Raw genomic sequence first — 25,226 nt, forward strand, 5'->3', positions numbered from 1 at the left:
GTCTGCTTGTAGTCAGAAGGCGAGCGAAAGCGGACATTCGTATTGCGCCCTGATCAAGCGCATACTTCGCGCCAAGCTGTCACTCCTGAGCCATGGCCATCTTGGCCTTTTGGGCCACGGGCCCATGGTTTCCGTTCGTCGCCGACGACCTTGCGTGAGGAGGCTTAGTTCCGCAGTCCCGGCGCTTCCTGGCCCGTGCGCTCGACATATTCGGCATAGCCGCCGCCATAAAGATGCGGGCCTTCGGGCGTCAGTTCCAGCACGCGATTGGACAGCGCCGCCAGGAAATGCCGGTCGTGGCTGACGAACAGCATGGCGCCTTCGAACCGCGACAGCGCCTCGACCAGCATCTGCTTGGTGGCGATGTCGAGATGGTTGGTCGGCTCGTCGAGGACGAGGAAGTTCGGCGGATCGAACAGCATCCGGGCCATGACCAGCCGCGCCTTCTCGCCGCCCGACAGGACGCGGCACTTCTTGTCGATCTCGTCGCCGGAAAAGCCGAAGCAGCCGGCGAGCGCGCGTAAAGAGGCTTGGCCCGCCTGCGGAAAGCTGTCTTCCAGCGACTGCAGCACGGTGCGCTCGCCGTCGAGCAGTTCCATCGAATGCTGGGCGAAATAGCCCATCTTGACGCTCGGCCCCCGCGTCACCGTCCCGGCGTCGGGCTCCGAGGCGCCGGCGATCAGCTTCAGCAGCGTCGACTTGCCCGCGCCGTTCACACCCATGACGCACCAGCGTTCGCGCCGGCGCACCTGGAAGTCGAGCGCGTCGTAGATGGTGCGGTCACCATACCGCTTGTGGACGCCCTTGACGGTGGCCACGTCCTCGCCTGAGCGCGGCGCCGGCTGGAACTCGAAGCGCACCGTCTGCTGGCGCTTAGGGGGCTCGACGCGCTCGATCTTGTCGAGCTTCTTTACGCGGCTCTGCACCTGCGCGGCATGGCTGGCGCGCGCCTTGAAGCGCTCGATGAAGGCGACTTCCTTCGCCAGCATCGCCTGCTGGCGCTCGAACTGCGCCTGCTGCTGCACCTCGGCTATGGCGCGCTGCTGGCGGTAGAACTCGTAAGTGCCCGAGTACGAGGTCAGCGCGCCGCCGTCGATCTCGATGATCTTCGTCACGATGCGGTTCATGAACTCGCGATCGTGCGACGTCATCAGCACGGCGCCGTCGAAGCCCTTGAGGAAGCCCTCGAGCCAGATCAGACTTTCGAGATCGAGATGGTTCGAGGGCTCATCGAGGAGCATGAGGTCGGGGCGCATCAGCAGAATCTTCGCCAGCGCCACCCGCATCTTCCAGCCGCCCGACAGCTTGGCCACGTCGCCGTCCATCATCGCTTGGCTGAAGCCGAGGCCGTCCAGCACTTCGCGGGCGCGCCCGTCCAGCGCGTAGCCGTCGAGTTCGTCGAAGCGGCCCTGTACTTCGCCGTAGCGGGCGATGATCTCGTCCATCTCGTCGGCTCGGGTCGGATCGGCCATCGCCGCTTCCAGCTCCGCCATCTCGGCTGCCAGCGCGCTGACCGGTCCGACGCCGTCCATCACCTCGGCCACCGCGCTGCGGCCCGCCATGTCGCCGACATCCTGGCTGAAGTAGCCGACCCGCACGCAGCGATCGACCGAGACCTGGCCCTCGTCCGGCAGTTCCTCGCCGGTGATCATGCGGAATAGCGTCGTCTTGCCTGCACCGTTGGGGCCGACAAGACCGATCTTCTCGCCGCGCTGGAGTGCCGCCGACGCCTCGATGAAGATGATCTGCTTGCCGTTCTGCTTGCCGATGCTCTCAAGGCGGATCATGCGGGAAACCTAAGTCGGCGCGAGGCGGGAGCCGCCTCAGACCATTCCGACTGCCACCGCGCAAGGGTCTGCGTGTCCCATCTTCAGTAAGCCCCAACTCACGACCGACCGCGACGATGTGGACGCGGCTCTCGAAGTTGCACCACATGGAGGCCCTCGGTAGAGCGGCATGCATGCGCACTGTCACATATGCGATCGGGGACATTCACGGCCGCCTCGATCTCCTGGAAGATCTGCTCGCCCAGGTCGAGAACGACGCCCAGGCCCGTGGCGGAAATGCCAAGATCGTCTTTACTGGTGACTATGTCGACCGCGGTGCAGACTCTCGCGGGGTTGTTGAGCGGCTGATGGCAGGTCCGACACGTTCGCAGGACCAATTCGTCTGCTTGCGCGGCAACCACGACGATCTTTTCGTCCGAGCCGTCACGCCGGGCCATGGGCTACCGGACTGGGCATGGCTCCTCTACTGGCACACCGTCGTCAGCTACGGGCTCGACCGCGAAACAGCCAGCGGTCTCGATCCGACGCTCGGTCGCCATGCGAGATATCTTGCGGCCCTTCCCCTGACGCACGACGACGGCACACATCTCTTCGTGCATGCAGGTATCCGGCCGGGCGTACCGCTCGAACGCCAATCCGAAGAAGACCTCTTGTGGATCCGGCATGAGTTCCTTGACTACGACGGGCCGTTGCCGCGCCGGGTGGTGCACGGCCACACGATCGTCGGCGATAGGCCCGTTCTCACCGCGAACCGCATCTCCATCGACACCGGCGCATTCCAATCGGGCATTCTGACGGCGGCGGTGTTCGATGGCTCGGAGGTCGGCTTCCTGCAAGCGGTCGGGGCGCCGGACCGTAGCGCCATCGTGCGGGAATTCGAGGTGCGGGCGACCGTGCGCGGGCGTGTGGTGTCGCCGACTGAACGGCGGGCGCAGTCCGATTACCTGACCGGCCGCATTGATCTGGCGGAACTGCAGCAGCTCAGCGGCGAATGATCCGAGCGCGGCCGACAAGTGAATGGGAAATGGAAGCCCCGCGCTTGTCTGCACACGTAGCGTCGTTCGAATGTACGTACTGATCCACTGAACTCAGGGCATTCAAAGAGTTGTCACACTGACACACGCCCTTTAGGGCCGAAAGAGGTCGAACAGCTTTCGGGCATCCGATACCAAAAAGCTGCCGTTCGATTCTTGCTCCGCCAGTGACGCCTGTGCTTCCCCATACATCCAGTTAGCGGCGGTCTGCAGAAAGGGTTCACAAGGGGATCCGTCGACGGCGTTTCAGCCAAGTAGGCTTGCCTCTCCCGGCAATCGAAGCTAGCTCTTGCAGCGCAGCCGCTCGGCGCGTGCTGCCGTAGGCGTTACCGTCATCCAACGCGTCCTTGGTCGAGGGGATCCCAGCAGGGAGGTCTCGGCGCGAAAGGCGCAACCGGGATGCCACCATCCTCCTGCTTCGCAGGTCTACCTCTGTTGTTGACGTCCGTTTCGGCGCTGCTCGCATGCCTCGCGATGCTGGTTGTCCGCTCGGGAGCCGCTGCGGCGGCGATGGGGCAGGGTTGAACCGCGCCGGGTTTTCCGGAGGCTGATTGGTTTGGGTTCTACGCGGCGATCGGCATGGTCTCAAGCTGGGCGTAGTAGGCTTCTTCCGCTTCGGCGGGCGGGATGTTGCCGCTCGGCTCGAGCAATCGTCGGTTGTTGAACCAGTCGACCCATTCGAGCGTGGCGAACTCGACGGCTTCGAAGGAGCGCCAAGGTCCGCCCCGGTGGATGACCTCTGTCTTGAACAGGCCGATCACCGTTTCGGCGAGGGCATTGTCGTAGGAATCTCCAACGCTGCCGACCGAGGGTTCGATGCCGGCCTCGGCGAGGCGCTCGGTGTAGCGGATGCTGACATACTGACTTCCGCGGTCCGAATGGCAAACAAGGCCGCTGCCGGCGAAGGGCTGGCGCTGGTGGAGGGCCTGTTCCAGGGCGTCGAACACGAAGTCCGTCCGCGGCGAGCGCGACACGCGCCAGCCGACGATGCGGCGGGCGAAGGCGTCGATCACGAAAGCGACGTAGACGAAGCCTGACCACGTTGCGACGTAGGTGAAGTCGCTGAGCCAGAGCATGTTCGGCCGCGGCGCCTTGAAGACGCGGTTCACCCGGTCGAGCGGGCACGGCGCCGAAGCGTCACGGATCGTGGTGCGCACGACTTTGCCACGGACAACGCCCTTCAGACCCAACTGCCGCATCAAACGCGACACGGTGCAGCAGGCGACGGCGAAGCCCTCACGCTGCATCTGTCGCCAGACTTTCCGAAGACCGTAGACGCCGAAGTTCTCGGCAAAGACACGTTGGATCTGCGGACGAAGTTCAGAATCACGACGCTGTCGAGGCGCCCGCCGGCTGGGATCGGCTTGGCGGGCGGCATGCTCGTGATAGGTCGACGGGGCGATCGGCAACACGCGGCAGATCGGCTCGACCCCGTAGGCGTCGCGGTGTTCGTCGATGAACGCCTTCATCGCTTGAACGGGCGGTCGAGCTCCGCCTGGGCAAAATACGCCGACGTCTTCCTCAGGATCTCGTTGGCTTGGCGAAGCTCGCGCACCTCGCGGCGAAGCTGGGCCAGTTCGTCCTTCTCGGCACTCGTCGGACCGGCTCGGATCCCGTCGTCGCGTTCAGCCTGGCGCACCCAATTGCGCAGCGTCTCGCCCGAGCAGCCAATCTTCGAGGCGATCGAGCGGATCGCCACATACTGCGAGCCGTGCTCTTCCTGGTGATCCAAAACCATCCGAACCGCGCGGGCGCGGACCTCGGGACTATACGGCGGGACTCGCTTCGTCATGGCTCCATTCTCTCAAAAACTGGAGCCTCCAGAAAGCCCGGCGCGGTTCACAGCGCTTCGCTGCCGCCGTCTGCGGCAGTTCCTTCGGTCCAGGGACATAGGCAAGGGCGGCGGCAAGGATCGCGCGAGCTTCGGCATCGGTGAAGCCTTTTGGGCGCGTCTGCTGTTTTCGGCCGATCTTGATCGACAACCCGGCCGCCGGGTTCATTGGCAGCTTGTGGTTCATCACCGCCCAGCCAAAGAGCGTCTTCAAAGCCGACAGGTCGCTGTCCTTGACGGTCTTGGCGCTTGGCACCTTGCCGGTGCGCGGTGAGGGCGTGCTGAGGCGATGGTCCTTGAAGGCAACGACATCGTGAGGCGTCACGCGGGTCGCCTCGTCGTGCTTGAGGAAGGCAATGAAGCCCCGCACCGTGTTGCGATAGCTTTCGTGCGTGCTCGGCTTGCGGCCGGACGCCTGCGCCTCCCGCCACCAAGCCTCGAAGAGGTCGTTCATGGAGAGGGCGGACGAGGCCGTAGCGCTTCGGCCGTTCGCACGGCGCGAAGCTGATTGCGCTCGAACGTCGGCCAGTACCACCTCCCGCGACGACGGTTCGCCGACGATCTCCGGCACCGGTTCGGGGGCAATGACGCCTGCGGATAGCTCGATCAGCGTCTGACTCGCCCGCTGGAAGGCGGCGGCGATAGCTTTCGCGAGCTTGAGACGGCTTTCGTCGTCGATCTGCAGCCCGTGGTGTGCGAGGCAGTTATCCGCCTGGACATAGCAAAGCCGGCGCATGGCTCGGATCAGCACCTCGTCCGCGTCGACCTCCGTCATCGTTGGCGTTTCGGAGGTCAGTTGCTTCGACCAGAGCACCCGATAGAGCTTTGGGTGCCATGCGAACTGCTGGCTCGGCTCGTCCGCGTGCATACGAAGCCAAGTGTCATGCGCCTGAGCAGCGAGGGCATGGCATTCTCGTTCGGTGAGGGCACGCGTCCCAGCTCGAAGGTTCGCCCAGCGCGCCTCGACCTCGGCGGATACCTTCGCGTAACGAACGCGGGCTTCGGCCGGGTCCTTCGTGCCCAGCGTCAGCCGCTCCTCCCACTTGCCGACAATCGCACGAAGGTCGTTCGGCACAACGCGCCGAAACCAAAACATACCGGTCTTAGGATGTGGCCAGGGTTGCGCCATTCTCAGAGCCAATTGTACCGCCCAGTTGTACCACTCGGGCCGTCATAAGCTACTGTTTTGGCTTATCTCTATGGCTTTCCTGACAAATCAGGAGAATTGGTGCCCAGGAAAGGACTCGAACCTTCACGCCTCGCGGCACACGGACCTGAACCGTGCGCGTCTACCAATTCCGCCACCTGGGCTCGGGCCGGAGCATTATGGGCTGCGGCCCGGCCTGTCAATCGGCCGTGATCGCGAAACCGTCGCGCCTTTCGCAAGCACCGCCTCGTCCCTTCGCACGCCGATCCGAACGGGCCGGACTGCCGCAGGCCGTCGCGCCGCCCCTTCCCGCAGACAGGGCGGGACGCTATGACCGCTGGAACGTTTCCAAGCGTCCGGGGCGCGGCTCCCGGACGAAAGCAGGCAGGACGGCAAGCGGATGGCGGTCGATCTCAACCAGACGGTCACGGTGTTCGGCGGCTCGGGCTTCATCGGCCGCTACGTCGCGCGGGCGCTCGCCCGGCGCGGCCACCGCGTGCGCATCGCCTGCCGCCGCCCCGACCTCGCCTACCATGTCCAGGTCGCCGGCAACATGGGTCAGGTCATGCCGGTGCAGGCGAACCTGCGCTACCGCTGGACGATCGACCGCGCGATCGAGGGGGCGGACCACGTCGTCAATCTCGTCGGCGTCCTGTCGGAGGCCGGCAAGCAGACCTTCTCCGCGCTGCAGGCAAGAGGCGCGGGCGCGGTCGCGGAAGCGACGGCCGCCGCCGGCGCGAAGCTCACGCACGTCTCGGCGATCGGCGCGGACGCGGAGTCCGACTCGGCCTATGCGCGCTCCAAGGCCGAAGGCGAGCGTCTCGTCGGGGAGCACGTGCCGGGCGCCTGGACGCTCCGGCCCTCGATCGTGTTCGGGCCGGAAGACAAGTTCTTCAACCGCTTCGCCGACATGGCGAAGCTCGCGCCGGTCCTGCCGCTTCTCGGCGGCGGGCATACGCGCTTCCAGCCGGTCTACGTCAACGACGTGGCGGAGGCGATCGCGATGACCGTCGACGGGACGGTCCTGGGCGGGCGTACTTACGAGCTCGGCGGCCCGGAGGTCCTCACCTTCCGCGAGATGATGGAGATCATGCTCGGCGTCGTGGAGCGCCGGCGGCGCTTCCTCTCGATCCCGTTCGGCCTCGCGAACCGGGTGGCGGAACTCACCGAATGGCTGCCCGCCGCGCCGCTCACCGTCGATCAGGTCAAGCAGCTCCGGCGCGACAACGTCGTGTCGGAAGCGGCGGTCCGGGAAGGGCGCACGCTCCAGGCCTTCGGGATCAACCCGGAATCCGTCGGCGCGGTCCTGCCGACCTACCTCGTCCGCTTCCGGCCGCAGGGCCAGTTCACCAAGCCGGATCCGCAGGCCGGCGGGCTGAAGCGCGAGGGCGAAGCCGCCTGAATCCCGGGGAAAGCTGCCGTCAGCCGACGAGAAGCAATCCCAAGAGCCCGACCACGCCGACGGAGATGCGCCACCAGGCGAAGGGCGCGAAGCCGTGGCGCGACACGAATTCGAGCAGGAAGCGAACCACGAACACCGCGGCGACGAAGCTCGTCACGAAGCCGATCGCGATGAGGCCGGCATCCGAGGCGGTGAGCGCGTTGCGGTTCTTCCAGAGGTCGAGCGCGAAGGCGCCCGCCATGGTCGGCATGGCGAGGAAGAACGAGAATTCGGCCGCCGAGCGCTTGTCGGTGCCCATCAGCAGCGCGCCGGCGATGGTCGCGCCGGAGCGCGAGGTGCCGGGAATCATCGCCAGGCACTGGAACAGCCCGATCTTGAACGCCAGCGGCAGCGAATAGTCCATGAGGCGCGTGTAGCGCGGCTCCTTCGGCATGCGGTCGATCAGCAGCAGGATGATCCCGCCGACGATGAGCGCGACGCAGATCACCGTCGGCGTCTCGAACAGGACGCCCTTGATGAAGTCGTGGAGAGCCGCGCCGATCACCGCGGCCGGCAGGAAGGCGACGAGGACGGCGAAGACGAAGCGCCGGCTCTCCGGCACGGTCGGGAAGGTCCGCGCGAGCTCGACGAGGCGCTTGGCGTAGACCGACAGGACGGCCAGCACCGCGCCGAGCTGGATCAGCACCGGAAAGGCGTCGCCAGCCGGATGAAAGCCGAGGAAGTGCCCGGCGAGGATGAGATGGCCGGTGGAGGAAACGGGGATGAACTCGGTCAGCCCTTCGAGGAGGCCGAGGATCACGGCGTTGAACACCGATACGAAGTCCATGCGTAACCTTCCCCGAGCGCCTTCGGCGCTGAGGTCGGCGCCCTGAGAGCGGGCTTTGCCGGTTTGGAAGGCGAGCGTCAACCGCCCGGCCGGGCCGCCGAAGCCGCTTCCGGCTCCCCGTCCGACGCCCGAGGACTTGCGCGGCGGCGAGGGCCTGCTATTTCCGCGGCAAGCGCCGTCGAGCTTCCCGGACGGCGAAACGCCCTGCCGGCGTCTGCTCGCGGTTGCGCAAGGATTTGCGTTTTCGCAAGGACTCGCCGGCATCCTCTGACCCATGGCGCGTTTCCCCGCGCCGAGCTTGCGACCTGCCGCGTATGGGTTTTCCCGCTCTTCCATGCTGAGGCTCCACCATCACCCGATGTCGGCGGCCTCGCGCTTCGTCCGGCTCGTGCTCGGCGAGTACGGCGAGCGGCCGGACTTCCAGGAGGAACGCCCCTGGGAGCGGCGGCGGGAGTTCATCGCGCTGAATCCGGCCGCGACGCTGCCCGTCCTGATCGAGGACAGCGGCCCGCCGGTGGTGGGCGGCACGGTGATCGCCGAATATCTCGACGAGACGCGCGGCGTCTTCCAGCGCGACAAGCGCCTGCTCGCCGAGAAGCCGGCCGAGCGCGCCGAGGTGCGCCGCCTCGTCGAATGGTTCCTGGTCAAGCTCGAGAACGAGGTGACGCGCTATCTCGTGCGCGAGCGCGTCTTCAAGCAGGAGATGCGGGCGGAGGAGGGTGGCGGGCCGCCGGACGCCTCCGCGATCCGCGCCGCGCGCGCCAACCTGAAGCACCACATGCGCTATGTCGGCTGGCTGGCGGAAAGCCGCAACTGGCTGTCGGGCGACCGCCTGTCCTATGCCGATCTCGCGGCGGCGGGCGCCCTCTCGATCCTCGACTATCTCGGCGAGATCGCCTGGGACCAGGAGCCGCTCGCCAAGGAATGGTACCTGCGCGTCAAGTCGCGCCCCTCGTTCCGGCCGCTGCTCGCCGAGCGGGTGCGGGGCCTCGCGCCCGTGTCGCACTACGCCGACCTCGACTTCTGAGCGGGGCGGAAACCGCCTATATCCGGCGCATGAGCGATCCGGACTCCCTCCGACGTTTCATCGAGGCTGACGCCCGCCGGCTCGGCTTCGACGCCGTCGGCATCGCGCGCGCCGTCAAGGACGCGCTGGCGGCCGGCCGGCTGGACGAGTTCGTCGACAAGGGTCGGCACGGCACGATGGGCTGGCTGCCGGACACCGCCGCCCGCCGCCGCTCGCTCCACGCACTCTGGCCGGAGGCGCGCTCGGTGATCGTGCTCGGCCTGAACTACGGGCCGGACGAGGAACCGCTCGCCAACCTCGCGCGACCCGACCGCGGCACGATCTCGGTCTACGCCCGCCACCGCGACTACCACGACGTCGTCAAGGGCAAGCTGAAGGAGCTGGCGGGCCGGATGCTCGCCCGCGCCGGCGGCGACCACGCGGTGAAGGTCTTCGTCGACACCGCCCCGGTGATGGAGAAGCCGCTCGGCCAGGCGGCGGGGCTCGGCTGGCAGGGCAAGCACACCAACCTCGTCAGCCGCGATTTCGGCTCCTGGCTGTTCCTCGGCTCGATTGTGACGACGCTCGACCTCGGGACCGACGAGGCCGGCCGCGACCTCTGCGGCTCGTGCCGGCGCTGCCAGGACGCCTGCCCGACGGACGCCTTCCCCGCGCCCTACCAGTTGGACGCCCGGCGCTGCATCTCGTACCTGACGATCGAGACGAAGCGCCCGGTGCCGCGCGAGCTTCGAGCGATGATGGGCAACCGCATCTACGGCTGCGACGACTGTCTCGCCGTCTGCCCGTGGAACAAGTTCGCGACCGTTGCCCGGGAGGCCAAGCTCCGGGCGCGCGACGACCTCCGCTCGCCGGCGCTGGCCGACCTGCTTCGCCTCGACGATACCGCCTTCCGCGCGCTGTTCTCGGGCTCGCCGGTGAAGCGGGTCGGCCGGGCGAAGTTCGTGTCGAACTGCCTCGTCGCCGCCGGCAATTCCGGCGATGCCGCGTTGCTGCCGCTGGTGCGCGCGCTGCTTCGCGACGAGGCGTCGTCCGTGCGCGGGATGGCCGTCTGGGCGCTCGAACGCCTCGCGCCCGGCGAAGCCGCCGCGCGCCGGGCGGAGGGGCTCGCCGGCGAGACGGAAGCCGCGGTCCGGGACGAATGGGACGCCGTCGACGCGCCCGCATCCCGGCCGGCGCTGGCAGGAGCATGGTGACGATGCCTGAAGACACCCGAGCCAAGCGCTTCTTCGTGTTCGGTTGCGGCTATTCCGGCGCCGCCTTCGCCGCGACGCTGGCGGAGGGCGAACTCGCAGGCGTCACGACGCGCTCGGCGGAGAAGGCGGCGGAGTTCGCGGCCAGGGGCTGGAAGCCGTTCGTTTTCGACGGGACTCGGCCGGGCGAGGGGATCGACGCGGCGCTCGGCTGGACGACGCACCTTCTCGTCTCGATCGCGCCCGGCGGCGACGGCGACCCTACCTTGCGCTTCTATCGCGACCGCATCGCGCGCGGCATGCCGGAGCTCCGGTGGATCGGCTACCTTTCCACCGTCGGCGTCTATGGCGACCACGGCGGCGCCTGGGTCAGCGAGGAAACGCCGGTGGCCCCGCGCTCCGAGCGCTCGCGCCAGCGCGTCGACGCCGAGCGCGCCTGGGAGGCGCTCGGGCTCGAAGCCGGCGTGCCGATGGCGACGCTGCGCCTGTCCGGCATCTATGGGCCGGGGCGCAACGCTTTCGTCAATCTGCGCGAGGGCAAGGCGAAGCGCCTCCTCAAACCGGGGCAGGTGTTCAACCGCATCCACGTCGCCGACATCGCCGGCGCGATCCGCCACCTCGCCGACCGGAACCTCGGCGGCGTCTTCAACGTCACCGACGACGAGCCCGCCCCGCCGCAGGATGTCGTCGAGTTCGCCGCGAAGCTTGCCGGAATCGAGCCGCCGCCTGCCGCGGAATTTTCACAAACCGAGCTTTCTCCGATGGTTCGGAGCTTCTACGAGGAGAACAAACGCGTCTCGAACGCACGCATGAAGGGTGCGGGCTACACGTTTTCGTTTCCGACCTATCGCGACGCTCTCCCCTGCCTCGCAGGCGATGCCGCATTCTCGCCATCACCGAATATTTCGTGATCGTGACGCTTTGTAACGGGAGGTGATGGAACCCATCGCATTTCGACCCAGCCCGGCCGGCAAAACCTCTCTCACGAGCCGCAGCGGCGACGAGGGGGTTCCGGAGGGGTTCCGGAAAGCTCGGCCGCTCGCGGACGGACAACCGGACAAGGACCGAGGGGTTGAAGACTGCTGCCGCTCTGACAGCCATCGCCATCGCCGCTTCGACGATTTCCATTCCACGCATCGCAGACGCTCAAGTCAACGAGATCAAGACCACCTGCGGGGGCGCTTCCTGGTACGCGCTCCATTCCCGCACCGCCTCGGGCGAGCGGATGAACCCGGCGGCCATGACCGCCGCGCACAAGACCCTTCCGCTCGGAAGCAAGGTGAAGGTCACCAACCTTCGCAACAACAAGTCGATCGTCGTCACGATCAACGACCGCGGTCCCTTCGTGAAGGGTCGCATGATCGACCTGTCCAAGGGCGCGGCCCAGAAGCTCGACTTCATCCATACGGGCACCGCGCGCGTCCAGATCGAGGCGCCCGGCGGCTCGAACGGCGGCGACTGCGCCTGATCCGAAGCGACGAGGGGAAGCGTCGGCGACGCTTCCCCTCTCCCGCGTTTCAGGCCGGCGTCAGGCCGAGGCGGACACGCAGCGCGACGCGCCCCGTCATCAGCACAGCCGCGGCGAACAGGCCGGCGGCCAGCCCGATCCAGATGCCGACGCCGCCGACGCCTAGCTTGAAGGCGAGGACCCAGGCGATCGGCATGCCGATCGCCCAATAGCTCAGCACCGCGATGATCATCGGGGTCCGCGTGTCGGCAAGACCGCGCAGGACGCCGCTCGAGACCACCTGCAGGCAGTCCACCATCTGGAAGGCGGCGGCGACGATCACCAGTTGCACGCCGGTCGCCAGCACCGCTGCGGCGGTCGGCGCGGCAGGGTTCAGGTAGAGGCCGACCAGCGTTGCCGGCATCAGCCAGAACAGGATGCCGCCGAGGAGGCCGGAAGCGCCGGCGAGGCCGATCGCGACGTAAGCGGCTCGCTCCAGCCCCACCCAGTCGCGGCTGCCGTAGCTGACGCCGACGCGCACCGTCGCGGCCTGGGAAAAGCCGAGCGGGATCATGAAGGCGATCGAGGCGAGCTGTAGCGCGATGCCATGCGCCGCGAGCGGTACCGTTCCGAGCCATCCCATCATCACCGACGAGGCGGCGAAGAGGCCGACTTCCGCGATGATCGTCGTGGAGATCGGCCAGCCGAGCCGCAGGATCTCCAGGAAGGCCGGCCAGTCCGGCCGCCAGATGCGCTGGAAGAAGCGGTAGGGGGCGAGGTCGCGGGCCGTGCCGCAGTAGAGCAGCATCGCGCCGGCCATGCCTGCGTTGGTGACGGCGGAGGCGAGCGCCGAGCCGTTCAGCCCCAACGCCGGCAGCCCGAGATGGCCGAAGATCAGGATGTAGTTCAGGACGCCGTTCACCACCGCACCGCCCGCCGTGACGAGGAGGATAACACTCGTCTTGCCGAGGACGCTGAGCGGCGTCCGCGCGCCCGCGACGAGAAGCGCCGGGATCATGCCCCATTCGAGGACGCGCATGAACGAGCCGCCGAGGCGGGCGATCTCCGGCGTCTGGCCGAGCGCGAGGAGGATCGCCTCGAAATGCCAGAGCGCCGGCAGCGACAGGAGGCCGAACAGGGCGACGACCCAGAAGCCCATGCGGGTCGAGCGGCGCACGCCAGTGCGGTCGCCGCGACCTTCCGCGGCGGCGGCGAGCGGCATCGCTCCTTGCGCGAAGCCGTTGCCGAAGATCCAGACGAGGAAGAAGCCTTGCGTGCAGAGGACCGCGGCGGCGAGCTCGGCGGCACCGAGCCGGCCGACCATCACCGTGTCGGTGACGTGGATCGCCATCTGCGCGAGCTGCGCCCCGACGAGCGGCGCGCCGAGGGCGACCGTCGCCCGCACATGGTCGCTCCACGAGGCGTCCACGCGCGAACGCGGCCCCGAGCCTTCCGTCGTCGCGACGGATGCCCCATCCATGTCCGATTCCTCCCGTCAGACCGAGTCCGCGCCGAGCGCCGCGTCGTGACCCGTGAGGGTCCCGCGTTATGTCATGCGAAGGCGGCTGTCCACCCGCCGCTCCCGACCGACGCGAAACGAGGCCGTGCCATGACCATCGATCTCTACTACTGGCCGAGCATCCAGGGACGCGGCGAATTCCCGCGTCTCGTCCTGGAAGCCGCCGGCGCGGACTACCGCGACATGGCGCGGCTGGACGACGTCGAGGGCGGCGGCATCGACGGCATGATGGCGTTGCTGAAGGGCGTGGAGGGATTTCCCGCGCCCTTCGCGCCGCCTTTCCTCGTCGACGGCGACATCCTCGTTTCGCAGTCGGCGGCCTCGGCCACCTATGCCGGCGAAAAGTTCGGGCTCGCGCCGGAAGACGCCGTCCAGCGCGAATGGGCGAGGGCGATCGCCATCACGACGTCGGACCTCGCGACCGAGGTGCACGACGTCCACCATCCGGTCGGCAACGGGCTCTACTTCGAGGACCAGAAGCCGGAAGCGTTGCGCCGCGCGAAGGAGTTTCGCGGCGAGCGGATGCCGAAATTCCTCAAATGGTACGAGCGGCTGATCGAGCGCAATCCGGCGAAGACCGGCGTTCTGGTCGGCCGGGAACTCTCCTACGCCGATCTCGGCCTGTTCCAGATCGTGGAGGGCCTGCGCTACGCCTTCCCGAAACGCATGGCGGCGATCGAGGGCGACTACCCACGCGTCGCCGAACTGGCGCGGCGGGTCGCGACGGAACCGCGCGTCGCGGCCTATCTCGGGAGCCCGCGCCGTCTCGCCTTCTCGACGGACGGCATCTTCCGCGCCTATCCCGAGCTCGACGGCGAGGCCTGAACCCCGCCGCCGCGGCTTCTGCCTACTGCGCCATCTGCGAGGCGAAGAGGGAGAGCGCCTGCTGGTAGACCACGGCGCGGTTCCACTGCGCGAAGACCGGGTAGTTCGGCTCGCCCGGCCCGTAGCCGGCGCCCGCGCGCCAGCCTTCGGCGCGCAGCAGGTTGGCGGTGGAGGCGAGCACGTCGGCGCGCGAGCGGATCAGGTCGCGCCGGCCGTCGCCGTCGCCGTCGACCGCGTACTTGACGTAGTTCTTCGCCAGGAACTGCGTCTGGCCGAGCTCGCCCGCCCAGGCGCCGCGCATCTGCGAGGCCGCCATGTCGCCGCGGTCGACGATCTGCAGCGCCGCCATGAGCTCCTCGGTGAAGAAGTCGGAGCGGCGGCAGTCGTAGGACAGCGTCGCCAGCGACCGGAAGACGTTCATGTTGCCGGAATTCGCGCCGAAGCCGGTTTCCATGCCCCAGATCGCCGCCAGCACCTCCTTCTGGACGCCGTAGCGCTGCTCGATCCGGTCGAACAGCGCGGCGTTCTGGCGAAGGACGCTCCGGCCCTTCTGCACGTAAGAAGGCGGGGCACGGCGCGCCATGAACTGGTCGAGCGACAGCTTGAAGCTCTTCTGGTTGCGGTCGAGGCTGACGACCTTCGTATCGTAGGCGACGTTGCCGAGCGCCGACTGGATCGTGCCGCGCGAGATGCCCTGGCTGGCGGCCTCGGACTTGAAGTCTTCCAGCCAGGCCGGAAAGCCGCCCGCGTTGTTGCCGCAGGAAGCGGCTGCGGCCGGCGTTGCGGCGAGACCGGCGAGGCCCAAGCCGGCGGCGAGAACGGCGCTGGCGGCCTTGGAGAGGATGCGCATCAAGCCTTCCTGTGTCGTGAAACGGGGAGTGGCGTCCGGCGGCGGACGGAAGCGAAGATCGATCGAATCGCGACACGCCCGCCGATTCCGGCGAAGATTAGGCGGGCTTCCTCATCGAAAGGTAAACGCTTCTTCAATGACGCGGGGGTGACTTTTTCGTCACGGCTTCCGGCGATGGCCGGAAGCGGCTAAACGGGCGGCGAAACCCATCCTCGATCGCGGCCGCCCCGCCGCGCCGGAGTTTTTCTTGTCACTTCCCTCCGCGCGAGCTGCGGCGACCGGACGGCTGTCCGGCGACCGCCTCGGCATCCTCATGATGCTCGTCGCGATGTTCATGTTCGTCGCCAACGACACGCTCGGCAAGTGGCTGGTCGCGACCTATTCGGTCGGGCAGATCATGGTGCTGCGCTCGGTCGGGGCGCTTCTCGTGATGACGCCGCTGCTCCTCGGCCGGCCGAAGCGGGAACTCTTCCGCACTGACCGGCCGGTGATCCTGACGCTCCGCGTCGTCTTCGCCGCCTTCGAGTCGTCCGCCTTCTACTACGCCACGATCACGCTGCCTCTGTCCGACGTCATCACCTACTGGCTGGCGGCGCCGATCTACGTCGCGGCGCTGTCGCCGTTCATGCTCGGCGAGCGCGTCGGCTGGCGGCGCTGGACGGCGATCGCGGTCGGCTTCGTCGGAGTGGCGATCGCGCTCCGCCCGTCCTCCGCCGCGCTGACGCCGGCGGCGCTCGTCTCGCTCGTCGGCTCCTTCGTCTTCTCGCTGACCGTCATCTTCGGGCGGCAGCTTCGCGGCACGCCCGACACGGCGCTGGTGTTCTGGCAGCTCGTCGCGGCGCTGATCCTCGGCCTTGTCTCGCTGCCCTTCTTCGGCTGGACCCCGCCGGATCTGACCGACTACGGCCTCCTCGGCCTCATCGGCGTCGTGTCGACGATCGCGCACGCCTGCGTCAACCGCTCGCTGAAGCTCGGCGAGGCGGCGACCGTCGCGCCGATGCAGTATACGACGCTGATCTGGGGCGTTCTGTTCGGCTGGATCATCTTCCGCGAGTTGCCCGACGCGGCGGTCGTCGTCGGCGCGGCGATCATCATCGGATCCGGCCTGTTCATCGCCTTCCGTCAACGGAAGACGGGAAGCGGGGAGCCGACCGTGGTCGACGCCCCGCAATAGCCGTTCCGGTCAGTTCTGGCCCATCACCCCGTCGACCCGGCGGAAGAGCTTCAGCGGGTTGCCGTCGCGCAGCGCCTCCGGCTGCAGCGCCGCCGGCATGTCCTGGTAGCAGACCGGCCGCAGGAACCGGTCGATCGCCAGCGAGCCGACCGAGGTCGAGCGCCCGTCCGAGGTCGACGGGAACGGCCCGCCATGCACCATCGCGTGCGCCACCTCGACGCCGGTGCCGAAGTTGTTGACGAGGAGCCGGCCGGCGACGCGCTCGAGCTTCGGCAGGATCGCCTTCGCCGCCGCGTGGTCCGCCTCGTCGATGTGGAGCGAGACGGTGAGTTGGCCCTCCAGCGACTCGATCACCTTCGCGACCTCGGCTTCGTCGCGGCAGCGCACGACGAGCGAGGCCGCGCCGAAGATCTCGTCCTGCAACTCGCGAGCGGCGAGGAAGTCCTCGGCCTTCACCGCGAAGAGCTTCGCCTGCCCGCGCGAGGCGCCGCCGTCCTGGCCTGCCGCGACCTCCGCGACCGCCGCGTGTCCCGCGACCGCGTCGACACCCTTCCTGTAGGCGTCGAGGATGCCGCGCGTCAGCATCACGGCGGCGGGCATGCCGGACAGCGCTTCCGCCGCGCCCTTGACGAAGCTGTCGAGGCCTTCGCTTTCGACCGCGATCACGAGGCCGGGATTGGTGCAGAACTGGCCGGCGCCGAGCGTCAACGAGGCAGCGAAGGCCTTGCCGATCGCCTCGCCGCGGTTCTTCACCGCGCTCGGGAACAGGAAGACCGGGTTGATCGAGCTCATCTCGGCATAGACCGGGATCGGCTGCTCGCGGCCCGCCGCGATCCGCATCAGCGCGGTGCCGCCGCCACGCGAACCGGTGAAGCCGACCGCCCGGACGCGCCGGTCGGCGACGAGGCCTTGGCCGATCTCGCGGCCGGAATCGAACAGGAGCGAGAAGGTGCCTTCCGGCAGGCCACGGTCCTTGACCGCCTTCTGCACGGCGCGGCCGACGAGTTCGGCCGTGCCGGGATGGGCGGAATGCGCCTTGCCGATCACCGGGCAACCGGCGGCGAGAGCGGAAGCGGTATCGCCGCCCGCGACCGAGAAGGCGAGCGGGAAATTCGACGCGCCGAACACCGCGACGGGCCCGAGCGGGATCTTGCGCAGCCGCAGGTCCGGCCGGGGCAGGGGCTTCCTGTCCGGCAATGCCGGATCGAGGCGCAGCTCCAGGAAGCCGCCGTCGCGCACGACGCCCGCGAAGAGCTTCAACTGGCCGACGGTGCGGCCGCGCTCGCCCTCCACCCGGGCGCGCGGCAGGCCGCTTTCGGCGCAGCAGCGCTCGACGAGTTCGTCGCCGAGCGCCATGATGTTGTCGGCGATGGCTTCGAGGAAGAGCGCGCGCTCCTCCAGCGAGGTCTCGCGGTAGGTGTCGAAGGCGGCGTCGGCGAGCGCGCAGGCGCGCTCCAGATCGTCCTTGGTCGCGCCGCCGAAGCTCGGCTGCAGCTTCTCGCCGCTGGCGGCGTCGAAGCCGAAGATCTCGCCGTTCGCGCCCTTCACGGCCGTCTCGCCGATGAACTGCTGGCCCTGGATGGTCATGATGGTCTCCTTCGAGCGCTCCCGCGCCCGCATATAGGTTCGGATGGCGAAAAGCGCGGGTCGCCCGTCACTTGCCCCAGCGGAGCGCCACCGGCTCCAGCGGGCGCGCGAGTTCCAAGAGCCCTTCGCGCGTCGCGGGATGGATCTGGTCCAGCGGATGGCGGACGTGGTCGGAGCCGATCACGCCGCCTTCCATCATCACCGTCTTCGCCGCGCGGAGGCCACACTGGCGGTTCTCGTAGTTCACCAGCGGCAGGACGCGGGCATAGGCTTCCGCCGCGCCCGCCCGGTCGCCGGCCCGGTGCCGGTCGAAGACGGGCCGCAGCAGGTCCGGCAGAAGGGCGCTCGACATGGTGCCGGTCGCGCCGGCGTCGAGATCGGCCATCATGGTGATCGCCTCCTCGCCGTCGAACGGGCCGACGATTCGCTCACCCCCCGCTGCGATCAGCGAGCGGAGTTTGGCCGCCGACTGCGGCATCTCGATCTTGAAGTAGCGCACCAGCGGCACGTCGCTCGCGAGCTTGGCCAGGAACGGCACGGACAGCGCGACGCCGGACAGCGGCGCGTCCTGCACCATGATCGGGATGTTCGCCGCGTCCGCGACTTCCTTGAAGTGCTCGATCATCAGCTCTTCGCCCGCCCGGAGGCCCGAGCCGTGATAGGGCGGCATCAGCATCAGCATCGCCGCGCCGAGCTCGGCGGCCTCCCGGCCGCGCGCCGCAGCGATGCGGGTCGCGAAGTGCGAGCAGGTCACCATCACCGGCACCCGGCCCGCGACGTGCTCCAGCGACAGGTGGGTGAGGAGGCGGCGCTCGTCGTCGGCGAGGAGGAACTGCTCGGAATAGTTCGCCAGGATGCAGATGCCGTCGACGCCCTGGTCGATCATGCAGTCGAGGACGCGCTTCATGCCCTCCGGATCGAGGTCGCCGTTGGCGAGGAAGGGCGTCGGGGCGACCGGCCAGAGGCCGGAAAAGGGTTCGGTGAAGGACATGGGAGGCGGCGGTCCGTTGGATGGCGCGTGAGGGTCAGGCGATTCCCCGCCCGATTAACGGAAGACGCGGGCCAGCGGAACCCGGCGGTGCGCGTTTCAGGCGGCTTGTTTCAGGAGCGCGAGCGCCTGGGAGCTGTCGATCCGCCCGTCGTAGAGCGCGCGGCCCGAGATCGCGCCTTCGAGGATCGCCGCATCGGGGCGGGCAAGCCGCCGGATGTCGTCCATGGAGGCGAGGCCGCCGGAGGCGATCACCGGAATCGGCACGGCATGCGCCAGTTCGACCGTCGCCTCCCAGTTGATGCCGGCGAGCACGCCGTCGCGGTCGATGTCGGTGTAGACGATGGCGGCGACGCCGGCGTCCGCGAAACGTCGTGCCAGATCGAGCGCGGTGAGTTCGGAGGCTTCCGCCCAGCCTTCCACCGCGACGCGCCCGCCGCGGGCGTCGATGCCGACCGCCACTTGCCCCGGAAAGCGCTTCGCCGCCTCGCGCACCACGGCGGGATCCCGCACCGCGACCGTGCCGAGGATGACGCGCCGGAGGCCGAGGGAAAGCCAGCGCTCGACGTCGGCGAGCGTGCGGATGCCGCCGCCGAGCTGCACCCGCATGTTGCCGCCGACCGCCGCGATGATCGCCTCCACCGCGGGAGCGTTCCGCGCCGCGCCGGCGAAGGCGCCGTCGAGGTCGACGACGTGGAGATGCGTGAAGCCTTGAGCCTCGAAGGCGCGAGCCTGCGCCGCCGGGTCGGCGTTGTAGACGGTGGCCTGCTCCATGTCGCCGAGCCGCAGGCGCACGCATTCGCCGTTCTTCAGGTCGATCGCGGGATAGAGGATCGGCATCAGGGCTTCCAGCGCAGGAAGTTCGCGAGAAGCGCCAGGCCGAGGCGCTGGCTCTTCTCGGGGTGGAACTGCGTGCCGGCGCGGTTCTCGCGCGCCACCATCGCCGTCACCGCGCCGCCGTAGTCGCAGGTCGCGACGACATCGGCCTCGTCGGCCGGCGTCAAGTGGTAGGAATGGACGAAATAGGCGTGGAGGCCCTCGTCGCCGGTCGGGATGCCGGCGAGGAGCGGGTGCTCGCGGCGTTTCTCAAGCGTGTTCCAGCCGATCTGCGGAACCTTCAGCGCCGGATCGGCCGGAACGATCGGCCCGACGTCGCCGCCGATCCAGCCGAAGCCCTCGGTGATCGTCTTCTCGAGCCCGCGCGTCGACATGAGCTGCATGCCGACGCAGATGCCGAGGAACGGCCGGCCCCGGCGCTCCACCGCGTCGCGCAGCGCGTCCGTCATGCCGGGCACGGCGTCGAGACCGGCGCGGCAGTCGGCATAGGCGCCGACGCCGGGCAGGACGATCCGGTCCGCCGCCGCCACGACCGCCGGGTCGTCGGTGAGGCGGATCTGCGTATCCAGGCCGCTCTCGCGCGCCGAGCGCTCGAAGGCCTTCGTCGCCGAGCGGAGGTTCCCCGAGCCGTAGTCGATGATCGCGAGCGTCTCGCTCATGCGTGGGCCTTCCGCGCGAACGGCCACCAGCGGCGGCGCTTCGGCTCCGGCGCGACCGGCTCGAACGCCCACGGCAGGGCGGCCTCGGAGCGGCCGCTTGCGGTGCGCGCCACGGCATGCCCGGCGAAGTAGAGGATCGCGGCTTCCGCCGCGTCCTGTGCCTCCACCGCGCCGGCGTCGCGATAACGGCGGCGGAGAAGCCGCCGCGCCCGCCATTCCGGCCCTTCCAGCGCGACGAGGAGGCCGAGCAGGACGATGAGCGGCACGGCGACGAGCCCCAGCCCCGAGCGGGCGAGATAAAGGAGCCAGCCGCCGAGGAGCAGCACGAGCACGCCTTGCACGACGAGGCCGTAGCGCAAGAGCCACAGCGGCGCGAACAGGAAGGCCGGAGCCGAGAAGCGGTCGCGCACGAAGACGGCGTCCTCGCTGGCGCCCTCCGTGCGGGGCGCGCCGGCAGTCCCCGGCGGCTCGAACACCATGAAGCGCGTCACGCCAGCATGCCCTTGGTGGAGGGAACGAGGTCCGCTTGCCGCGGATCGATCGCTACCGCGTCGCCAAGCACCCGCGCCACCGCCTTGAAGCAGGTCTCGGCGATGTGGTGCGAGTTCAGGCCGTAGAGGTTCTCGATGTGGAGCGTAACGCCGGCATTCTGCGCCAGCGCCTGGAAGAACTCGCGCACGAGCTCGGTGTCGAAGGTGCCGATCTTCGCCGCCGGGAACTCGGCCCTGAACACGAGGAACGGCCGGCCCGAGACGTCGATGGCGGCGCGCGTCAGGCACTCGTCCATCGCGAGGTCGAGCGAGGCGTAGCGGCGGATGCCGCGCCGCTCGCCGAGCGCCTGCCGGATCGCCTGACCGATCGCGATGCCGGTGTCCTCCACCGCATGGTGGTCGTCGATATGGAGGTCGCCTTCGGTGCGGATCGTCATGTCGATCAGCGAATGGCGGGCGAGCTGGTCCAGCATATGGTCGAAGAAGCCGACGCCGGTCGCGATCGTCGCGCGGCCCTCACCGTCGAGGTCGACGCGGACGCTGACCTTCGTTTCCTTCGTCTGCCGTTCGACCGTGGCATCGCGCCGGCCCGCCGTCTCGCCCATCTCGATCCTGCTCGTTCGCCGCAGCGTTCCGTTCCGCCGCTGGATTAGAGCATCGGCGCCCGCGTGGAAACCGCTTCGAACCGATCTTACATGGATCGGGAAGCTGCGGCCCATCGGCCGCTTCCTAAGGATTCCGGCCAAGATGAACTTCGAGAAGCACGACCCGGCGACGATCTACGGCACCACGATCGTCACGGTGAGGAAGGGCGGCAAGGTGGTGGTGGCGGGCGACGGGCAGGTCTCGCTCGGCAACACGGTGATGAAGGGCAATGCCCGGAAGGTCCGGCGCATCGGCAAGGATGGACAGGTGCTCGCCGGTTTCGCCGGCGCGACCGCCGACGCCTTCACGCTCCTGGAGCGGCTGGAGGGCAAGCTGGAGCAGTATCCGGATCAGTTGATGCGTGCTTCCGTCGAGCTTGCCAAGGACTGGCGCACCGACCGCTACCTCCGGCGGCTGGAGGCGATGATGATCGTCGCCGATGCCCGCGTGACCCTGACGCTCACCGGCAACGGCGACGTCCTCGAGCCGCAGCACGGCGTGATGGCGATCGGCTCGGGCGGCAACTACGCGCTGGCCGCGGCGCGGGCGCTCGCCGATACCGACTTTCCCGCCGAGGAGGTGGCCCGCCGCGCGATGAAGATCGCGGCGGAAATCTGCATCTACACCAACGACAGCGTCGTCCTCGAATCTCTTGACGCCAAGGACTGAACGCCGCAGCCGCGAGCCCGCATCCTTCCGCGCCTCGCCGTGTTTCACGTGAAACACGGCGCTCGGGAGACAAGGGCATGGCGGGAACGGCCGAGAAGAGCGATCTGAAGCTCTGGGACAAAGTGAAGGGCGAGGTCACGAAGGGCGCGAAGGGCGGCAAGCCCGGCCAATGGTCGGCCCGGAAGGCGCAACTCGCGACAGCCGAATACAAGAAGGAAGGCGGCGGCTACGAGGGCAGGAAGTCGGCCGGCAACCACCTCCACCAGTGGACGGAGGAGGACTGGGGCACGAAGTCCGGCAAGGAGAGTGGGAAGACCGGCGAGCGCTACCTGCCGAAGGAAGCTCGCGAGCATCTCTCGAAGGACGAATATGCCCGCACCACCGCCAAGAAGCGGGCGGACACGAAGAAGGGCAAGCAGTTCTCCACCCAGCCGGAGGACGTGGCGAAGAAGACCGCCCCGCACCGCGAGACGGGCGGCGGGGGAGGCAAGGGCGTCGCGACCAAGGCCGAGCTCTACGCGAAGGCCGCGAAAGAGGGTGTCGAGGGCCGCTCGAAGATGACGAAGGCCGAACTCGAACGCGCTCTGCGGTAGCTTAAGGCGAGCGGCACTCAGTCCTTGGCGCGCTCCACGTAGGAACCGTCCTCGGTCATGATCACGACACGCGTGCCGGCCGAGATGTGCGGCGGCACCGTGGTGCGCACGCCGTTCGACAGGATCGCCGGCTTGTAGGACGAGGAGGCGGTCTGGCCCTTGGTCACCGGCTCGGTCTCCACCACCTCGAAGGTGACGCGCTGCGGCAGCACCACCGACAGCGGCACGCCGTTGTGCTGCGACAGGTAGACCGCCATACCTTCCTGCAGATAGGCCGCCTGGTCGCCGAGCACGTCCGGCGGCACCGCCACCTGCTCGTAGGATTCGGGGTTCATGAAGTGGAACCCCTCGCCGTCGGAATAGAGGAAGGTGTGCTCGCGGTCTTCCACGAAGGCGCGCTCCACCTGCTCGGTGGTGCGGTAGCGGTCCGACACCTTCACGCCATCGACGATGCGGCGCATGTCGAGTTGCGTCACCGGCGTGCCCTTGCCGGGATGGATGTTCTCGGCCGACAGAATCACATAGAGCTTGCCATCGTCCCGCTCGACGACGTTGCCTTTGCGGAGCGAACTGGCGATCACCTTCACCACGGGCGGATATCCTGAATTATCGTTGGAGGGGGCCTGAAAAACGGCGCTGGCGCCCGCCCTAGCGCATCTTCGCCGCGACCGCCAGCCGTCGCGCCCGCCGAGCCGGACCCCGATCATGACCAGAGCCTCGCCCTGGTGGACGCCCGCCGTCCACGCCGACCGCCGCCCTCGGCTTCTCCAGCGCGGCCGCATCCGGACGGCGTTCCGGCGCTGGTTCGAGGACGGCGGCTTCACGGAGATCGAGGCGGCGTGCCTGCAGGTCTCGCCCGGCAACGAGACGCATCTCGCCGCCTTCGCGACGGAACTCGTCGGGCCGGACGGCGCGCGCTCCCCGCTCTACCTCCATACCTCGCCGGAATTCGCGGCGAAGAAGCTGCTGGCGGCGGGCGAAGAGCGCATCTTCTCGCTCGGCCCCGTCTGGCGCAACCGCGAGCGGGGGGTCCTGCATCATCCCGAATTCACCATGCTGGAATGGTACCGGACGGGCGAGCCCTACGAGCGGCTGGTGGCGGACTGCGCCGCGCTCGTCGCGCTTGCCGCCGAGACCGCGGGCGCGAAAACCTTTCGCTTCCGGGACCGGGAGGCCGATCCTTACCGCCCGCCGGAACGACTGACGGTCGCCGAGGCATTCCGCCGCTTCGCCGGCATCGACCTCCTCGCCACCGTCGACCCGGACGGCGGCACGGACCGCGACGGGCTTCGCGCGGCGCTGGCCGCGGCCGGCATCCGCACCGCGCCGGACGATACGTGGAGCGATCTCTTCAGCCGCGTCATGGTGGAGCGGATCGAGCCGCGGCTGGGCGAAGGGCGCGCGACCGTGCTCTGCGAGTATCCCGTGCCGGAAGCGGCGCTCGCCCGGCCGAAACCGGGCGACGGGCGCGTCGCCGAGCGCTTCGAACTCTATGCCTGCGGCGTCGAGCTCGCCAACGGCTTCGGCGAACTGACCGACGCGGCCGAGCAGCGCCGCCGCTTCGAGGCCGACATGGACGAGAAGGAACGCATCTACGGGGAGCGCTATCCCGTCGACGAGGATTTCCTCGCCGCCTTGCGGATCATGCCGGAAGCCGCAGGCATCGCGCTCGGCTTCGACCGCCTCGCGATGCTGGCGACGGGCGCGCGGCGGATCGAGGACGTCCTCTGGACGCCGGTGGCCGGCGGCGAGGCTTCCTGACGGTGCGTGCCTTCGCGCAGCAACCGGTCGGTGTCCTGGCCGTTGCTGCCGGGAAACGGGATGCCGCCATGACCGACGAGGAAAAGATTGCCTACGAGGAGGGCCGGGTCGCGGCGACCAACGCCGAGCCGGAAGCGCGCTGTCCCTACGGGCCGGACGATGCCGGACGCGCCGCCGCCTGGCGCGCCGGTTACGAATATGTCGAGGCGATCGGCCGCAAGGGCGAGCCGAACGACTGAGCGCCGGGCGAGGACGGACAGGCTGCGGTCGGAGTGGCGGCGGATACCGCGATCCGTTCAGCGCTGGGGGAGTGCGACGTGCTGGGCAGGCCGTTGGCGCCGGGCCACTGAACGCCGGCTTCGTTTCTGCCTCCGGCGTCGCCTCGGGACGACCGGCGCATCGGCGGCCTCCGATGCCCTGTTCGGCATTGGTTCGATCTCGAAGACCTTCGCCGCCGCCTGCGCTCCTCCATATCCGAAAGAAGACTCGGCTTCGTCATCATGGAAAACAAGGATTAACCCGGTTTCGGCGAGGTAAAGCCGGCCTTCACTATATTGGACGCGATCGACGGCAAGTCGAAACGAGCCGAACTGGACGGCAGTACTACACCGTCCATTAAAGAGTTCAGTGTAGCTTTCGGTCATCGCGAGACGAGCCGCCCCGCCGGGCAGCGGAAGGCGGCTGCTTCGCACGATGGGCTCGACCGCTGTACTGGGGGCAGGAGGCGCAGATGACCACCCGCAAGTCGTCACGCAAGGTGGCGACGTTGGAATTACCGTCAGTCTTGGATGTACGTGCGGCGATGCCGTTGCATGGGTCGTTGGCGGGGTTACGGGGCCGGGCGGTGGAGCTGGACGCTTCGCAGGTGCAGCGGCTGGGCGGGCAGTGCCTGCAGGTTCTCGTGGCGGCGGCGGCGGCCTGGCGCCTGGACGGGGTG

General features: G+C 68.5%; 26 protein-coding genes, 1 tRNA gene and 1 other annotated feature. Of the genes, 13 read left to right on the plus strand and 14 right to left on the minus strand.

Annotation, left to right across the window (positions count from 1 at the left end):
* Positions 1 to 164 precede the first annotated feature (164 nt).
* Positions 165 to 1,787 carry an ABC-F family ATP-binding cassette domain-containing protein gene (locus F6X38_RS22120; protein WP_150973702.1) on the minus strand — a complete coding sequence of 541 codons (1,623 nt, stop codon included), beginning with the start codon at positions 1,785 to 1,787 and terminating at the stop codon, positions 165 to 167.
* 173 nt (positions 1,788 to 1,960) lie between these two features.
* Here F6X38_RS22120 and F6X38_RS22125 point away from each other — a divergent pair, with 173 nt between their 5' ends.
* A complete protein-coding gene (locus F6X38_RS22125) occupies positions 1,961 to 2,782 on the plus strand; it encodes a metallophosphoesterase family protein (protein WP_150973705.1) in 822 nt (273 codons plus the stop codon).
* 602 nt (positions 2,783 to 3,384) lie between these two features.
* Here F6X38_RS22125 and F6X38_RS22130 read toward each other — a convergent pair.
* From F6X38_RS22130 to F6X38_RS22140, 3 genes are all read right to left on the minus strand, one after another.
* Positions 3,385 to 4,613, minus strand: a protein-coding gene (locus tag F6X38_RS22130) for an IS3 family transposase (protein ID WP_150973707.1) whose coding sequence is annotated in 2 segments (ribosomal slippage) — positions 3,385 to 4,325 and positions 4,325 to 4,613 — 1,230 coding nt in all. Because the reading frame shifts where the segments join, the coding sequence is not laid out codon by codon here.
* Positions 4,216 to 4,332: a sequence feature (AL1L pseudoknot), on the minus strand. It overlaps the preceding gene by 117 nt.
* Positions 4,588 to 5,781 (minus strand): DUF6538 domain-containing protein, encoded by a 1,194-nt coding sequence (locus F6X38_RS22135; protein ID WP_150973709.1) that lies wholly within the window; start codon positions 5,779 to 5,781, stop codon positions 4,588 to 4,590. Before F6X38_RS22135 ends, F6X38_RS22130 begins: the two co-directional genes overlap by 26 nt.
* 97 nt (positions 5,782 to 5,878) lie before the next feature.
* Positions 5,879 to 5,963 (minus strand) — tRNA-Leu (locus F6X38_RS22140).
* A gap of 236 nt (positions 5,964 to 6,199) precedes the next feature.
* On the opposite strand from F6X38_RS22140, the gene F6X38_RS22145 reads away from it, so the two are divergent.
* Entirely contained in the window at positions 6,200 to 7,201 is a 1,002-nt protein-coding gene (locus F6X38_RS22145) for a complex I NDUFA9 subunit family protein (protein WP_150973711.1), read from the plus strand.
* A 19-nt stretch (positions 7,202 to 7,220) separates the two neighbouring features.
* On the opposite strand, the gene F6X38_RS22150 is transcribed toward F6X38_RS22145, so the two are convergent.
* A complete protein-coding gene (locus F6X38_RS22150) occupies positions 7,221 to 8,027 on the minus strand; it encodes an undecaprenyl-diphosphate phosphatase (protein ID WP_150973713.1) in 807 nt (268 codons plus the stop codon).
* A 334-nt stretch (positions 8,028 to 8,361) separates the two neighbouring features.
* On the opposite strand from F6X38_RS22150, the gene F6X38_RS22155 reads away from it, so the two are divergent.
* From F6X38_RS22155 to F6X38_RS22170, 4 genes are all read left to right on the plus strand, one after another.
* Positions 8,362 to 9,054 carry a glutathione S-transferase family protein gene (locus F6X38_RS22155; protein ID WP_150973715.1) on the plus strand — a complete coding sequence of 231 codons (693 nt, stop codon included), beginning with the start codon at positions 8,362 to 8,364 and terminating at the stop codon, positions 9,052 to 9,054.
* A 29-nt stretch (positions 9,055 to 9,083) separates the two neighbouring features.
* Positions 9,084 to 10,247: a tRNA epoxyqueuosine(34) reductase QueG gene (gene queG / locus F6X38_RS22160; protein ID WP_150973717.1), complete on the plus strand. Its 1,164-nt coding sequence runs from the start codon at positions 9,084 to 9,086 to the stop codon at positions 10,245 to 10,247.
* Positions 10,248 to 10,249: 2 nt separating this feature from the next.
* The gene (locus F6X38_RS22165) at positions 10,250 to 11,155 is read left to right on the plus strand and encodes an SDR family oxidoreductase (protein ID WP_150973719.1); all 906 of its coding nucleotides are present in this window, start codon (positions 10,250 to 10,252) and stop codon (positions 11,153 to 11,155) included.
* 209 nt (positions 11,156 to 11,364) lie between these two features.
* Positions 11,365 to 11,712 carry a septal ring lytic transglycosylase RlpA family protein gene (locus F6X38_RS22170; protein WP_246191498.1) on the plus strand — a complete coding sequence of 116 codons (348 nt, stop codon included), beginning with the start codon at positions 11,365 to 11,367 and terminating at the stop codon, positions 11,710 to 11,712.
* Between the two features lie 49 nt (positions 11,713 to 11,761).
* On the opposite strand, the gene F6X38_RS22175 is transcribed toward F6X38_RS22170, so the two are convergent.
* Positions 11,762 to 13,171 carry an MATE family efflux transporter gene (locus F6X38_RS22175; RefSeq protein ID WP_150973721.1) on the minus strand — a complete coding sequence of 470 codons (1,410 nt, stop codon included), beginning with the start codon at positions 13,169 to 13,171 and terminating at the stop codon, positions 11,762 to 11,764.
* Between the two features lie 129 nt (positions 13,172 to 13,300).
* Between F6X38_RS22175 and F6X38_RS22180 the strand changes: the two genes are divergently transcribed.
* Entirely contained in the window at positions 13,301 to 14,035 is a 735-nt protein-coding gene (locus F6X38_RS22180) for a glutathione S-transferase (protein ID WP_150973723.1), read from the plus strand.
* Between the two features lie 22 nt (positions 14,036 to 14,057).
* Here the strand turns inward: F6X38_RS22180 and F6X38_RS22185 are convergent, their stop codons facing one another.
* The gene (locus F6X38_RS22185) at positions 14,058 to 14,885 is read right to left on the minus strand and encodes a lytic murein transglycosylase (RefSeq protein WP_150973725.1); all 828 of its coding nucleotides are present in this window, start codon (positions 14,883 to 14,885) and stop codon (positions 14,058 to 14,060) included.
* Between the two features lie 247 nt (positions 14,886 to 15,132).
* Here F6X38_RS22185 and F6X38_RS22190 point away from each other — a divergent pair, with 247 nt between their 5' ends.
* Complete coding sequence (locus tag F6X38_RS22190; protein ID WP_161992884.1) at positions 15,133 to 16,059, plus strand: DMT family transporter; 927 nt, start codon at positions 15,133 to 15,135, stop codon at positions 16,057 to 16,059.
* A gap of 9 nt (positions 16,060 to 16,068) precedes the next feature.
* On the opposite strand, the gene F6X38_RS22195 is transcribed toward F6X38_RS22190, so the two are convergent.
* From F6X38_RS22195 to hisB, 6 genes are all read right to left on the minus strand, one after another.
* Positions 16,069 to 17,646 (minus strand): aldehyde dehydrogenase (NADP(+)), encoded by a 1,578-nt coding sequence (locus F6X38_RS22195; protein WP_150973727.1) that lies wholly within the window; start codon positions 17,644 to 17,646, stop codon positions 16,069 to 16,071.
* 67 nt (positions 17,647 to 17,713) lie between these two features.
* Complete coding sequence (locus F6X38_RS22200) at positions 17,714 to 18,637, minus strand: dihydrodipicolinate synthase family protein (RefSeq protein ID WP_150973729.1); 924 nt, start codon at positions 18,635 to 18,637, stop codon at positions 17,714 to 17,716.
* A gap of 96 nt (positions 18,638 to 18,733) precedes the next feature.
* On the minus strand, positions 18,734 to 19,474 hold the full coding sequence (gene hisA, locus F6X38_RS22205) for a 1-(5-phosphoribosyl)-5-[(5-phosphoribosylamino)methylideneamino]imidazole-4-carboxamide isomerase (RefSeq protein ID WP_150973731.1): 741 nt from the start codon (positions 19,472 to 19,474) through the stop codon (positions 18,734 to 18,736).
* The gene (gene hisH / locus F6X38_RS22210; RefSeq protein ID WP_150973733.1) at positions 19,474 to 20,130 is read right to left on the minus strand and encodes an imidazole glycerol phosphate synthase subunit HisH; all 657 of its coding nucleotides are present in this window, start codon (positions 20,128 to 20,130) and stop codon (positions 19,474 to 19,476) included. Before hisH ends, hisA begins: the two co-directional genes overlap by 1 nt.
* On the minus strand, positions 20,127 to 20,621 hold the full coding sequence (locus F6X38_RS22215; RefSeq protein WP_150973735.1) for a DUF2628 domain-containing protein: 495 nt from the start codon (positions 20,619 to 20,621) through the stop codon (positions 20,127 to 20,129). The genes hisH and F6X38_RS22215 overlap by 4 nt, the downstream gene beginning before the upstream one ends.
* Positions 20,618 to 21,226: an imidazoleglycerol-phosphate dehydratase HisB gene (gene hisB / locus F6X38_RS22220; RefSeq protein WP_150973737.1), complete on the minus strand. Its 609-nt coding sequence runs from the start codon at positions 21,224 to 21,226 to the stop codon at positions 20,618 to 20,620. The genes F6X38_RS22215 and hisB overlap by 4 nt, the downstream gene beginning before the upstream one ends.
* Before the next feature lie 142 nt (positions 21,227 to 21,368).
* Between hisB and hslV the strand changes: the two genes are divergently transcribed.
* Together hslV and F6X38_RS22230 are read left to right on the plus strand one after the other, a co-directional pair.
* A complete protein-coding gene (gene hslV, locus F6X38_RS22225; protein ID WP_150973740.1) occupies positions 21,369 to 21,935 on the plus strand; it encodes an ATP-dependent protease subunit HslV in 567 nt (188 codons plus the stop codon).
* Positions 21,936 to 22,012: 77 nt separating this feature from the next.
* On the plus strand, positions 22,013 to 22,528 hold the full coding sequence (locus F6X38_RS22230; RefSeq protein ID WP_150973742.1) for a hypothetical protein: 516 nt from the start codon (positions 22,013 to 22,015) through the stop codon (positions 22,526 to 22,528).
* A gap of 17 nt (positions 22,529 to 22,545) precedes the next feature.
* Here the strand turns inward: F6X38_RS22230 and efp are convergent, their stop codons facing one another.
* Complete coding sequence (efp, locus tag F6X38_RS22235) at positions 22,546 to 23,118, minus strand: elongation factor P (protein WP_150973743.1); 573 nt, start codon at positions 23,116 to 23,118, stop codon at positions 22,546 to 22,548.
* A 115-nt stretch (positions 23,119 to 23,233) separates the two neighbouring features.
* Here efp and epmA point away from each other — a divergent pair, with 115 nt between their 5' ends.
* The 3 genes from epmA to F6X38_RS22245 form a co-directional block, all read left to right on the plus strand.
* Positions 23,234 to 24,289: an EF-P lysine aminoacylase EpmA gene (gene epmA, locus F6X38_RS22240; RefSeq protein WP_150973745.1), complete on the plus strand. Its 1,056-nt coding sequence runs from the start codon at positions 23,234 to 23,236 to the stop codon at positions 24,287 to 24,289.
* 68 nt (positions 24,290 to 24,357) lie between these two features.
* Positions 24,358 to 24,528 carry a hypothetical protein gene (locus F6X38_RS23585; RefSeq protein WP_161992885.1) on the plus strand — a complete coding sequence of 57 codons (171 nt, stop codon included), beginning with the start codon at positions 24,358 to 24,360 and terminating at the stop codon, positions 24,526 to 24,528.
* Between the two features lie 491 nt (positions 24,529 to 25,019).
* Positions 25,020 to 25,226: STAS domain-containing protein (locus F6X38_RS22245; RefSeq protein WP_150973747.1), on the plus strand; the 207-nt coding region annotated here is incomplete at its 3' end.

Source organism: Plantimonas leprariae (assembly GCF_008802405.1).
In the GTDB taxonomy this organism is placed as follows: Bacteria; Pseudomonadota; Alphaproteobacteria; order Rhizobiales; family Rhizobiaceae; genus Plantimonas; species Plantimonas leprariae.